Genomic DNA, 12,239 nt, shown 5'->3' on the forward strand with positions numbered 1-12,239 from the left:
TGTATATGTGCCCGTATTTGGCTTGACCAATACACAAACTCCAAGATGGAGCGGTAATTGACTTATCGTTATAAATTTCGAGCCTGTAAATTATTTTGTGTAAGTTCCATTTTTTATAAATGATCTTTTAATCGATCATCGAACTGAATCGTAAACCAATTCATTGCTAAACGCCAATTTTGAATTGGCATCGTCCATTTCTTCGCAGCATTTGATGTTGCTAAGTAAATGACCTTCTTTACTGAGTCATCAGATGAAAAGATTTTCCTCTTCTTCGTTGAATGGCGTATTACGCTATTCAACGACTCAATCGCATTTGTTGTATAAATTGCATGACGTATTTCGGCTGGATAGCTAAAGATCGTTCGGATATTTTCCCAATTGGCCCGCCAGGATTCTCCAATTTTGGGATACTGGTGATTCCATTGATCACAGAAGATGTCTAGGGACTTTAAAGCATTTTCCTCTGTACTTGCCTGATAAATCGCTTTCAGACCCGAGGTAACAGCCTTGTAGTCTTTCCAGCTTACAAATCTCAGGCTATTGCGTACAACATGCACGATACACAGTTGAATATCAGTATGAGGGTAAACGGAGGCTATCGCGTCAGGAAAGCCTTTTAATCCATCTACACAAGCAACAAGAATGTCCTGTACTCCTCGATTTTTTAGCTCTGTCATGACTGACAGCCAGAATTTGGCACCTTCTGTCTGAGCAATCCACATACCCAGTAATTCTTTTTGTCCATCCATATTGATGCCTAAAGCAAGGTATACGGACTTGTTAATCACATTGGAGTGCTGACGGACTTTGACAACAATACAGTCAAGATAGACAACAGGATAAAGGCTATCTAAGGCTCTATTTTGCCACTCAGTCACTTGCTCAATCACAGCATCGGTAACTTTGCTGATGAGAGATGCTGAGACATCGGCATCGTACATTTCTTTGAAGAAGGCTACAATTTCCCTATTAGTCATTCCTTTTGCATACAGTGAGAGGATTTGGTCATCCATACTGGTGATGCGTGTTTGGTGCTTTTTGATAATTTGTGGCTCAAATGAACCTTCTCGATCACGGGGAATATCTAAAGCCAGTTGTCCATCTTGAGTTGTAATGGTTTTAGAACTAAACCCATTACGGCTATTTGAGCCTTTCCTGGACTGATGCTTTTCATAACCGAGATGGTCTGAAAGTTCAGTATTGAGTGCAGTTTCAATCATGAATTTTTTAAAGACTGCTGTCATTTGGTTTAAGTCTTCTGGTGTTTTTAGACCTTTAGCCAATTCGGCAGCCATACTTTTGATTGTTGCTTCATCCATGTGAAGTACCTTTTGTAATTATCCTCTGAAGGATAAATGAAAATTAAGTACTTACACAAAATTTAGAACAGTCCCTAAATTTCAACTAATTTATTAAATGCTATTTTTTGACTATCAATACATTCTGTTGCAGCATCTTTATCACCCATGGCATTTGCCTCGGTGTTGCAGCGATCAGCAACCATGCGCATTATGTCCTTATGGGGCATCATCCCAAAGGAGTTCGACTTATACATATCCGCATATGCGCTGCCAGTTAAAAACAGTGTTAAAAAAAATAGTCGTTTCATTATTCAGAACCTCTGGTGGTTTCTACAATGGTTAGATTGTCGGATTTATGAACCTTGTGTACAACGGATATGACTCATTAAATTACTTCCCTTTACCAACCAAAGCCTCAGCGAGTGTGTGAATAGTCATGTTCATGTTTTTAATCTCTTTTCTAAGATTTTCAATTTCACTTTCTTGTGATTGACTTTTTTCAAAACTTTGTTCTAGGCGATATACAGCTTCAGCAGTAATGGTTCGACCATTCTCAAAAGCAGCTTTTTCTATATTTTCTTTTAGTTCCATTGGAACACGAAGGTTCATTTGTGGGTCATTGCGCGCCATGATGAATCCTAAAACTAATATATATTAGATAGTATTGCATCACAGTGCTTTACATCAATAAATCACTGTGCTTTAATGTGATCATGGTGCTTTATATTGGAGGTGAAAATGGCACGTACAGATACACAGGTAGCAATTCGCATTCCACCTGAATTGCACAAGCAGCTAAAAGAGAATGCGGCAAGAGAGGAGCGATCAATGAATTATTTGATTAATAAAGCAGTTGAGCAATTTCTAAATCAAAAGAGTGTGAAAGCATGAAATTAATAGACAACAAAAAAGCCCAACACTTGCAGGCGACGGGCTTAATTGATGTCAACAACTTTGAGGTAAGTTAACGATGGCTAGTTTAGCACAATTTACATTCCATAATGAATACAATGTTAGGATTATTGATATAAATGGCGAGCTTTGGTTTGTGGCTTCCGATGTGGCAAATGCTTTAGATTACCGTGATGCTGGTAACATGGTTCGCAATTTAGATGATGATGAAAGGGGTACTCACAATATGAGTACCCCCTCTGGAGACCAGAATTTATCTATCATTAATGAATCTGGACTTTACTCAGCAATCCTTAAAAGCCGTAAACCTGAGGCGAAGAAATTCAAGAAATGGGTAACATCCGAGGTCCTTCCTGCCATCCGCAAAACAGGAAAGTACGAAGCGCCTAAACCAATTACCCCACGCAACTACATCAACAATAATGACATGTTGAATATCAAGCGTCTGATTTGGTGCTGTGCAGGTAATTTAGACCAAAAACAATCTGTAAGCTCAGCGATTTGGTATTCGCTTCGTAATGTGACTGGTGTACCAAGCCCTGCTAAGTTTGAGGTCGAGCATTTGCCAGTCTTGGCACAAGAATTTAATCGCATCCTCAATATTATTGAGCCATATCTAAAAGCTCGCTATGCCTGTGAAGAAGCGTTAATCAAACGTTTACTTCGAGATCGTGAAGATTCTCAATCTTTATTAGATAAGTTGCTTGATGAAATGAGGGAATCTACATCAGGGTTCAAAACTAAGCTTCAAAAGCAATTGCCAATAGTCTTTCAAGGAGAGTGCTTAAGTTTAGTGGAGCGAAAACATCGCGGTATAGATCATTATGAATTTAATTGTTGGTCATAAAATTTAACGGGAATCATAACCGACCTCATTAGGTCGGTTTATTTATAGGTGAAATTATGGCAATAGGTACTTTAATAGATAGTGGCCTAGGCGCTGTCACGTCATATCAAAATTCTGAGATCCTTGGTTCTCTTTTATTGTCTGGCCGTGGTCGAACGATCATGGGACTTTTCGCCGATGTCACAGTAGAAGAAAAGCATAAGGATGAGTTGAAAGTTACAGAGCATCCAACGGAAGTTGGTGCAGCTATTTCAGATCATGCATTCAAAGAGCCACCAGAAGTGACGATGAAAGTCGGTTGGTCAGAGAGTGCAGGCACATTAAATGGTTTTCTTGGAGACACTGTTCTAGGTGGTAATACGAGTTTGACTATTGTTTATCAAACATTGCTACAGCTACAAGAACAAGCTTTACCTCTGATCATTTCAACTGGTAAGCGGCTTTATACCAATATGTTGATTAAGTCCCTTGCATGCACCACGGATCTACAAACTGAAAACGTATTGATGATCGATATCACGTTTAAAAAAGTGATTATCGTGAGTACACAAACAACCTTTATTGCAATCGAGAATCAGGCAAGTCCAGAGGCAACGGCAGGCGTTGCAGATGGCGGCACCGTTCAAGCCAAGGAGGTGAGTGCATCAGTACTGGGTCAAGTTGTGGGTGGCGCTCAAGTTGGTGGAACATGGAAATCAATTTGGTGATTTATGAACTACGAAATCCCGCTTAATTTCGGTAATCAAAAATTTAATATCAAGCTCGGTACCACACAGTATAAGTTGCAACTTATCTATCGAGCTGAGCAGTGGTATTTAGATATTTTTGATACTGCAGAGAATCCACTGATTGCTGGCCTGCCAATGTTGGTGGGTGACAATTTACTGGCTCAGCATCAGCACATTATTAAAGGTTCACTTTATGTGCTTAATACAAGTGAAGATGAGAGCCAGGCTTTTAGTGATCTTGGAACTAACATAAAACTGTATTGGAGTGACACATGACGATGCAATGGATGCGCAACTGCAGACTGACAATTCAGGTAGATGAGAATGCCCCAGATGCATTGGATTTTACTGATTTTAAAATGACATTTGTGGTCAGTCAGCCAACGACAGAACAACCTAAGGCTGCAGAGATCTATATCTATAATTTATCGCATGAGACCATGAATAAGCTGGCCGGTGTCGACGACGATAAAAAAAATACCCAAGTTATCCTGGCCTGCAGTTATGGCAATGATGAGCCTGAGGTTATTTTTAAGGGTCGTGTTTTTCAATACCGCCGTGGTCGATATAGTCCAGTCGATACCTATCTTTGTGTTCTAGCCATTGCCGGTGATCAGGTCCGAAATGAAGCTGTAATTAATCGATCTGTGCCTGCAGGTACGCCAATTCAAGGCCTAAGCGATCTAATTGTTGAGGAAGCCAAGAAGTATGGAATTGATGCAGGGGATCTGGTCCAGTTAAGTGATCAAAAATACCCACGTGGACGTACCTTATTCGGGAGCTTTCATGGTCTGATTGAGCGTGTCGGCCGCGAGAATAACGTCACTTATGATTATTCGGAAGGGGTACTCAATTCAACCGAACTGGATAAATTCTCGATTCAACCAATCTTTGACCTAAGTTCTGAAACTGGCATGGTTGGAATGCCACAGCTCACCAGTGAGGGTTTGATTGTTAAATGCTTGTTAAATCCAAAGTTAAAACGGATGGACCGAATCAGGATTGATACTCGGAATATGCAATCTGAAAACTACGATATTGCATACAGTGGCCAGCAAGTGGATCAGCCCTATAAAACCCCAAAACTGGCAACCAATGCCAAGGGTATTTTTGTGATCCAAGCGATTGAGCACAGTGGTGATACCCGCGGGGATGAGTGGTACAGCAATATGGTATGTACGGCGCTTGGCGCTGTGGTGCCAAAAACTGGCATCTCAATTAATGCGGTCGATGAAAGTTGGACACCACCACCGAGGGCTGAATAGATGGCACTGACAATTAATGAACGTTCACCAGATCTGCTCGGTATTATCAAAGATGCTGTTACTGCAGAGATTTTGGCTATTTGGACAAACTTACCCTGTGAAGTGGTGAGTTATGATCCTGATGCTGTCACTGTAGAAGTTAAGCCATTAATTATGGTGCCAGTCCGTACACCAGACGGCGGGATTGAGATGTTGGAAATTCCAATACTGCAGGACGTGCCGGTCATGTTTCCGTGCGCTGGTGGCTTCACCATCACACATCCAATCAATGTGGGGGATGAGTGCCTTGTCAGCTTCTCATCGCGCAACATCGACCTGTGGTGGCAATCTGGTGGTGTTCAGAATCCCTTTGATACTCGGCATCATGATCTATCGGATGGTTTTGCTTTTTTCCGACCGCAGTCACAACGCGAAAAGATTTCAGATATATCGACCGATAATCTCGAGATCCGCAGTGATGACAACGCCACAAAGATCCAGATTACACCAGGCGGAATCATCAATTTTATTGGCCAGAAAGCAGTTTTTCATTGTGACGTGGAAATGAAAAAAACTTTAACGGTTACAGGGCTGATTAAGTCTTTAACTGATGTAGTGGCTAAGACTGTGAGCTTATTCAGCCACATCACAACGGGCGTTGCATCTGGATCTGGTAAATCAGGCCCACCAGAACAATAGATCAATCAATATGAGGGGCGCGAAAGCGTCTTTTTTTATGCGCTATAGAAAACTTTCAAGTGATGGCGACTATGTTTTTGGATCTGGAAAGAATGACTTTCTTGTGAACTCACCAGAGACAGTGGCGCAGGCGATTTTATCCAGGCTTAAGCTTTGGCTTGGGGAATGGTTTGCCGATACATCAGACGGTACAGGATGGAGTCAGTCGATTGTTGGTAAGCACTCCAAGAACCTTTATGAGCTCACACTTAGGCAACGGGTTTTAGAAACACCGGGTGTAAATAACATTGTCGATTTTCAAAGCTCTTTAGATACAAAAACACGCCGTTTAACTGTATCGATGACGGTAAACACCATTTACGGCGAAGCATTCATTAATAGGGACTTAACAACATGACTTTAACAACTGTTGCACCGGTCATTACAGACAGTGGTCCCGTTGCACCAACCTATTACGAGATAGTTGATTATCTCAAGACACAATACAAAAGCATCTATGGTGAAGATGCCTATCTTGAAAATGATAGTCAGGATGGGCAGTGGATTGGTGTATTTTCCCGCGCGATCGCTGATGTAAATGCGGTCATTGTGGATGCTTACTCGACCTTTTCACCAAAGACAGCAAAGAAAGATGCTCTGTCTCGCAATGTGGCCATAAATGGAATTGCTCGGCAGGTACCAACATTCTCGACTGTAGATCTAGAAATTACGGGTGTGGCCACCACTGAAATCACAAAGGGCTACGCACTGGATGACAACGGTAATCAATGGATCTTTCCAGATTTGGTGACAATTCCCAACTCGGGTCAAATTGTTATTACAGCCACGGCCAAAAAGCCTGGTGCAATTCTGGCCATGAGCAACACCATCAAAACGATTGGTAAGCCGACACGTGGATGGAAAGGGGTAAATAATCCCGTGACATCAACCCTTGGTATGCCAGTTGAGTCAGATGCAAAGCTAAGACAACGTCAGGCACTTTCTGTGGCCATTCCTTCGCAATCCAAAACGGACAGCATAAAAGGGGCGATCTTTAGCTTACCTGGCATTTCTCGCTGTAAGACTTATGAGAATGACACCGACTCTACAAACAGTCTCGGTATTCCTTCTCATAGTTTATGTGTTGTTGTTGCGGGCGGTGATGCTGCGGCAATCGCGGGCATTATGCGTGCCAAGAAAAGCTTGGGCTGTGGTTGGTTTGGTAACGTCAACGTTACCGTGATCAATTCATTTGGTGATGAGGAAACAGTCTCATTGTATCGACCTAATATCATCAATATCGGCTTTAAATTAAACCTTGTTGGATCTTCGGAATACACCAAAGAGATTGAAAGCAATATCAAGCAGAACTTGGCCGACTATGTGAATCAGCTCGATATTGGTGATCGAATCATGATGAACAAGCTTTATATCCCTGCAGGTTTGTTTGGCAATCTGGACTCTGAAACTTATCAAATTGATTCAATTGAGATCATCGCAAATAGTGTACCCATTGTGGGTGACTACAATTTGGAATTTAACGCCGTGGCCTATTGCGATACCGATAACATTGAGATCAATACCTCAGGAGGTTTCTAGTGGATGCAAGTAAATATATCGCATTGCTAACGAGCCAGCATCGAGACAAGCCTAAATTTAGGCAGACGGTCGAGACCTCAATTAATCCACTGATTGACTGTCTTGATTGTCTCAGTAGCTTGGGCAACAAGTTTGATCTTGATACGGCCAAGGGTGATCAGCTGCAGATTATTGCAGACTGGCTCGGTGCACCGAACTCGATACCCAACTCAGTGCCGGTTCCTTATTTTGGCTTTCAAGGACAGCCTGCCTCATTGCCCTGGCGTGAGACAGATGATCCGAGTTTTAAGTCTGGTTATTGGCGTGAGTCGGGCATGAGCGGCTACACGGCGTTAAAGATGACTCCGCAGCTTTTTAAACGAGTGATTAAAGCAAAAATCTTGCTGAATAAAAGCGACTGTACAGAGCTATCAGCGAAAGAAATTATTTCTCTCGTAATCGATAAACCGTTCAAGTTTAGAGACAACAAAGACATGACAATCACCTTTTCATTTTTAGCTGGTTATGAAGTCTTTGAGCGAGAGCTAGTTAAATTAATGTTCCCTTTACCCTCAGGGGTAAGGTTGATTTTTGAGGGCGAAGATGAGTATTGAGAAATTAACAGAGTTTGCCAAAAATGTTGACTCTACTGGAAGCAATACAGAAGGGTTGGAGCTAGAAAAAGGGTTTCCATCAAAATTGCAGCCAGCACGCCAGTGGTTCAACTGGTTGTTTAATAAAGTGACCAAAAAAGTAAATGAATTAATTGATGCCCATGAGTTGAGTGTGACCAATCTGACCAACTCAATTAACCAAATTGCCCAGGCGCATGCTTTAGATGTCAACACAATCAATCAGAGAATTAATCAGTTAATTCTAGATCACAATCTTGATGTTTCATCTTTAACAAACCGCATTAATAGCTTGTTTGGTATCAATGATGATGCGATAGGCTTAATTAGTATTTGCCCATTTGAAGCGGTGCCAGTGAATTATTTGGAGTGCAATGGCCAGACATACAACAAAGCAGACTACCCCAAACTGGCAGCTAAATTAGGCAACAAATATGGAGGTGACGCAAATACGTTTGTTGTTCCGGATTATCGCAGTGAATTTGTGCGAGGTTGGGACCATGGTAGAGGTGTTGATGTTGATCGCTCTCTTGGTTCTCATCAGGATGATGCGATGCAAAATATTACTGGTAGCTTAAAAGCAGGTCCAATTAGTTCTGGTAATAATCAGTTTGTAGATGAATTACAAGCTGACGGTGCTTTTGAAGTTATACCAGGGCAAAAATCCTATACGGGCGATGCTGGAACTGGAAGCACTCAACCTTGGGGCGTAAAATTCGATGCCTCAAAAGTAGTTCGTACAGCACTGGAAAATCGACCACGAAATATAACTGCTATGTATGTAATCAAAGCGAAATAATCAAAATTGAAATGAAGCCCGCGAAAGCGGGTTTTTTATTGCCTGGAGAAAAGCATGGCAACGAATTGGAATGCGGTTTTAAGCAACGCAAATAGCCTTGTCGATATCTTAGTGATTTTGCGTAAAGTCTTAGCTGCGCTGGATGTCAAAGCTGATTTAACGACAATTGATGAGGCAATTAACGAAATTCAAGGTTTTAAAGATGATGTTGATGCGCAGATCAGAATCTTTAGTGAAGTAATTGACAGGATTAATGATGAGTTTGATGGTGCTGTAGCATCGTTAAAAGATGCAATCGAAATTGCTGCAGCTGGCGGTGCAGGTGAGAACGGATGGACAGATTTACTTGTAGCAGCTACTTCTGGACGAACACAGCGTGATAAAAATTTCGAGTTTGCAACGATTAAAGATTTTGAAGGTGTTGATAATGCGGAAAAACTATTTAATGCATTAGCTACAAATCGCTTAATTGAAATTCGTGAACCTTTGAACGTTATATTTAGTGATCCTAATAAAGCAAAATCAGTTTTGAGTAAATTGGAGAATTTAAGTGTTCAATCACCAACTACAATCCAATTGCCAGCCGCTATTTTAAATTTTGATTCGGAATATATTTTTAAATATACAAAGAATCATTCCCTTTTGAATATCATTGGTGCTGACTCAGTAGGAATATCAATTGATTCTGTTGTTAGTTCAAATGGTGCCGACGGATCTTGGGATGTCACTTATGCCTTAGCAGATGCATCACAAGTCAATGTAGGTGATTTTCTTAAAATTGACAAAGTTGTTTGTGGTGCAACTTGGTTTGAAGCATTACCAGTACGCAAAGCCAATCCTGGGGAATTGGTGGTTGGTTTTAATAAAATGGGCAATGCCTCCGTTTCAGGCTCTACAGTTACATTGAGTGGAACTAGCCTTAATGCTCGTCCAAGTAATTGGTTAGATCCTGGTGATCTTTTTCACTATAAAGGGCAATCAAGAGCCGTTGTTTCTGTCGATGACACTGCAAGAACAATCACGATTGCTTCTGCATTTGAATCAGGATCAGGAGGTGATGATTTTGATGCAGATGCAAATAGGTTCCAATGGTGGTATTACACAAAGCCAAGTGTAGGGACAATCAGTATTTCGGGTGCAAATGTGAGTGGTGTAGGTACAACATTTCTGAATGATGTAAATGTTGGTGACATTTTACTTTTCAACGGATGTATGGCCCAAGTAACCGCAGTAAATAGTGATACATCATTGGTTATAGATGTTTCAATTCACAATATCTCAAATATTCGATTTACCGCTTTAAAAGTTTCAATGATTCAACACGAAGGAACTTGGAAAGTAACTCAAAAAGATGGGAATAAAGTCACTGTTCAAATCAAAAATTGGAACATGTACCAGACTGAACTTCGTGATAACGCTGGAAATGTGACAAGTCCTTATTTCAAAGGTTTCGCACCGCCTGTTAAAGGTTGGGTAGGTGCTACAGCAAAAGTCTTAAAAACCGTACTCAAACAAGCAAATAATGCTGGAAGCGGATTTGTTGGCGAGCAAAGTGGAGCTATTAAATTTATTGATAATTTGATAGTTGAAGGTGGAGCTGGCGGGACAGGGCTTTTGCTCAAAGGACAAAATGCATCTTATGAGGCAATCCAATCAAATATTGTGTGTGGACAGAACTTTGCTGTTTCTGGCTTTAATCGATGTGTTTGGGGCTTTGGTGGTTCAAGATTGCAGGCACCCTACGCCCATTTTATTGGTTCGACTTCAAATGCTATTGATTTGGGTGATGGCGGTGCTGCTTACCTTCGCGGTGCTGTAGTTGCTGGAAGCGGGGGGATTGGCTTGTTGATTAGCGGCAACTTTTGTCGATTATCAGAAGTAAGATTAATTGGAAACAAGCTTCAAGGTATGCGCACTGATGCGGGTGGAAACTTTTATGGTGATTCAGGTTTTGTTTATGGTAATGCAAGTCATGGCTTGATGATTGTAAATGTATCAGGCGGTCAGTTCGCAGACGGTTTCACATTGTCGAACGGTGGCAATGGTATCAATGTACAAAACGGTGGTGGAGGACGTTACTCGCGGAATCTTGCAGCATGCAATAAGCATCATCAAATGTCTTTCACTGGTTCGATGGTTGAGGCTGGACAAGCTTGGGCTACAGGCGCAAAAGCTGGTCGCTCAGGAATTGTTGTGAGTGCAAGTCAAGCTTATCTGTTTGCAGCTGCAGCTACAGGCAATTCAGTTGTTGGTTTATACACATTAGATTCGGCAAATGTATCGGCGCGTAATAATTACCTGTCTAAAAATGGAGTCAATGGGGCAAACATTCAAAATCTTTCAAGTGTTGTTGCGAATGGTTCATATGTAGAAGGTAACTATGGTCCAAACAATGTGGTTATTGCTACCGGAAGTAGTGCGAATGGATTTAGTACAGGACAGTCAGCGCAAGTCACAGGAGCAATTGCAACTACCTATACAACATTGACGAACGGAGGTGTCATTACATATCAAAAGAATGCAGCATACGGATATGTTTTTGGTGAAATAGAGGTTTTTGGATCATCCATGACTGCTGTTTCAGGTAAGGCATATTTTAGGGCTGGGAGCAGTCCGCAAACCTCCAAGATTAGTGGACATGCTAACTTTTCTGTCGCAACAGGTGTATTGGATGGATCAAATGGAACACCAGGTAATTTGATTGTCTCAACTCACACAGATGGCAATATTTATATTGCGAATCAGACAGGGGGAGCTATCACAATATCGACTCTACTTAAGGGTAATATTCTATGACTGAAGAACTTAAGAAATACGAAGATTTTACAATTCTATCTGAGTACGTACAGGATTTAGGAACTAGAAAACAAAAGATATGTTGGATTACAGACGGCTTAGCTGAATATCAAGTGATATGTGGATTAGAAGAAGATCCTATTTTGATTTGGTTAGAAGCTAACCAATAAATTTTATAACAACTATGCCGCCATTTATGGCGGCTTTTTATTATCTGGAGAAAGGTAATGCAGGAACAAGCAGCAAGCGCGGTTGAAGCTGCTACAAACACAATCGCAGCAGCGGCACCAAAAGTATCTTATGCATCAGGGGTGGCATCAGTGGCAGCGTATGCAGCAAATATTGATTGGGCAGTATGGTTTTCTGTCTTTATCGGTGTAATCACTTTTTTCATGACGTTGTATTTTAAACGGCGTGATGACAAGCGAGCTGAAGAGATTCATGAATTGCGAAAGAAACAATACGAGCAAACTAAAGAACGGTTAAAAGGTGATTTAGATGACAAGTGAACAAACTCGGGCTTATCTAGCCTTCGCCTTGGTTGCTTTAATGTTTGTCCTGGTAATCGCATTATTCTTTGTCGATATGCCACGGGAAAACAGCAACTTAATAAACACGGCCTTGGGTTTTATTGCAGGGGCAATGACAACTGCTTGTGGTTTCTACTTCGGTAGCTCAGAGCAGGAAAAGAAAAAAGATAAAGACAGTTAAAAACTCAATC

Annotated in this window: 17 protein-coding genes; 14 read left to right on the forward strand and 3 right to left on the reverse strand. The window is 41.3% G+C overall.

What is annotated here, in order from left to right:
* Positions 1 to 113: 113 nt before the first annotated feature.
* The 3 genes from F902_RS06740 to F902_RS06745 form a co-directional block, all read right to left on the reverse strand.
* A complete protein-coding gene (locus F902_RS06740; protein ID WP_005202188.1) occupies positions 114 to 1,322 on the reverse strand; it encodes an IS256-like element ISAba26 family transposase in 1,209 nt (402 codons plus the stop codon).
* A 74-nt stretch (positions 1,323 to 1,396) separates the two neighbouring features.
* The gene (locus F902_RS22450) at positions 1,397 to 1,612 is read right to left on the reverse strand and encodes a hypothetical protein (protein WP_005202189.1); all 216 of its coding nucleotides are present in this window, start codon (positions 1,610 to 1,612) and stop codon (positions 1,397 to 1,399) included.
* A gap of 82 nt (positions 1,613 to 1,694) precedes the next feature.
* Positions 1,695 to 1,934 (reverse strand): Arc family DNA-binding protein, encoded by a 240-nt coding sequence (locus tag F902_RS06745; RefSeq protein WP_005202190.1) that lies wholly within the window; start codon positions 1,932 to 1,934, stop codon positions 1,695 to 1,697.
* A gap of 108 nt (positions 1,935 to 2,042) precedes the next feature.
* Here F902_RS06745 and F902_RS22055 point away from each other — a divergent pair, with 108 nt between their 5' ends.
* From F902_RS22055 to F902_RS06805, 14 genes are all read left to right on the forward strand, one after another.
* Entirely contained in the window at positions 2,043 to 2,195 is a 153-nt protein-coding gene (locus tag F902_RS22055) for a toxin-antitoxin system HicB family antitoxin (RefSeq protein ID WP_005202191.1), read from the forward strand.
* Positions 2,196 to 2,274: 79 nt separating this feature from the next.
* Positions 2,275 to 3,063: a BRO-N domain-containing protein gene (locus F902_RS06750; protein WP_005202192.1), complete on the forward strand. Its 789-nt coding sequence runs from the start codon at positions 2,275 to 2,277 to the stop codon at positions 3,061 to 3,063.
* 56 nt (positions 3,064 to 3,119) lie between these two features.
* Positions 3,120 to 3,770 (forward strand): phage baseplate protein, encoded by a 651-nt coding sequence (locus F902_RS06755; RefSeq protein ID WP_005202195.1) that lies wholly within the window; start codon positions 3,120 to 3,122, stop codon positions 3,768 to 3,770.
* 3 nt (positions 3,771 to 3,773) lie between these two features.
* The gene (locus tag F902_RS06760) at positions 3,774 to 4,067 is read left to right on the forward strand and encodes a phage baseplate plug family protein (RefSeq protein ID WP_005202197.1); all 294 of its coding nucleotides are present in this window, start codon (positions 3,774 to 3,776) and stop codon (positions 4,065 to 4,067) included.
* Positions 4,064 to 5,056 (forward strand): hypothetical protein, encoded by a 993-nt coding sequence (locus tag F902_RS06765; protein ID WP_005202198.1) that lies wholly within the window; start codon positions 4,064 to 4,066, stop codon positions 5,054 to 5,056. Before F902_RS06760 ends, F902_RS06765 begins: the two co-directional genes overlap by 4 nt.
* Positions 5,057 to 5,734 (forward strand): Gp138 family membrane-puncturing spike protein, encoded by a 678-nt coding sequence (locus F902_RS06770; RefSeq protein ID WP_005202200.1) that lies wholly within the window; start codon positions 5,057 to 5,059, stop codon positions 5,732 to 5,734.
* A gap of 10 nt (positions 5,735 to 5,744) precedes the next feature.
* On the forward strand, positions 5,745 to 6,131 hold the full coding sequence (locus F902_RS06775) for a contractile injection system sheath initiator (RefSeq protein ID WP_005202201.1): 387 nt from the start codon (positions 5,745 to 5,747) through the stop codon (positions 6,129 to 6,131).
* Entirely contained in the window at positions 6,128 to 7,312 is a 1,185-nt protein-coding gene (locus tag F902_RS06780) for a baseplate J/gp47 family protein (protein WP_005202202.1), read from the forward strand. The genes F902_RS06775 and F902_RS06780 overlap by 4 nt, the downstream gene beginning before the upstream one ends.
* Positions 7,312 to 7,905 (forward strand): baseplate wedge 1 family protein, encoded by a 594-nt coding sequence (locus F902_RS06785; protein WP_005202203.1) that lies wholly within the window; start codon positions 7,312 to 7,314, stop codon positions 7,903 to 7,905. Before F902_RS06780 ends, F902_RS06785 begins: the two co-directional genes overlap by 1 nt.
* On the forward strand, positions 7,895 to 8,722 hold the full coding sequence (locus F902_RS06790; RefSeq protein WP_005202204.1) for a phage tail protein: 828 nt from the start codon (positions 7,895 to 7,897) through the stop codon (positions 8,720 to 8,722). Before F902_RS06785 ends, F902_RS06790 begins: the two co-directional genes overlap by 11 nt.
* Positions 8,723 to 8,776: 54 nt before the next feature.
* A complete protein-coding gene (locus F902_RS06795; RefSeq protein ID WP_005202205.1) occupies positions 8,777 to 11,518 on the forward strand; it encodes an autotransporter outer membrane beta-barrel domain-containing protein in 2,742 nt (913 codons plus the stop codon).
* Positions 11,515 to 11,688 (forward strand): hypothetical protein, encoded by a 174-nt coding sequence (locus F902_RS22620; RefSeq protein ID WP_005202206.1) that lies wholly within the window; start codon positions 11,515 to 11,517, stop codon positions 11,686 to 11,688. Before F902_RS06795 ends, F902_RS22620 begins: the two co-directional genes overlap by 4 nt.
* 57 nt (positions 11,689 to 11,745) lie before the next feature.
* Positions 11,746 to 12,027, forward strand: coding sequence for a phage holin (locus F902_RS06800; protein WP_005202207.1), 282 nt, complete (start codon positions 11,746 to 11,748; stop codon positions 12,025 to 12,027).
* The gene (locus F902_RS06805) at positions 12,017 to 12,229 is read left to right on the forward strand and encodes a hypothetical protein (RefSeq protein WP_005202208.1); all 213 of its coding nucleotides are present in this window, start codon (positions 12,017 to 12,019) and stop codon (positions 12,227 to 12,229) included. The genes F902_RS06800 and F902_RS06805 overlap by 11 nt, the downstream gene beginning before the upstream one ends.
* The last annotated feature ends 10 nt before the right edge of the window (positions 12,230 to 12,239 follow it).

The sequence above is a fragment of the Acinetobacter higginsii genome (assembly GCF_000369525.1).
GTDB classification, from domain to species: domain Bacteria; phylum Pseudomonadota; class Gammaproteobacteria; order Pseudomonadales; family Moraxellaceae; genus Acinetobacter; species Acinetobacter higginsii.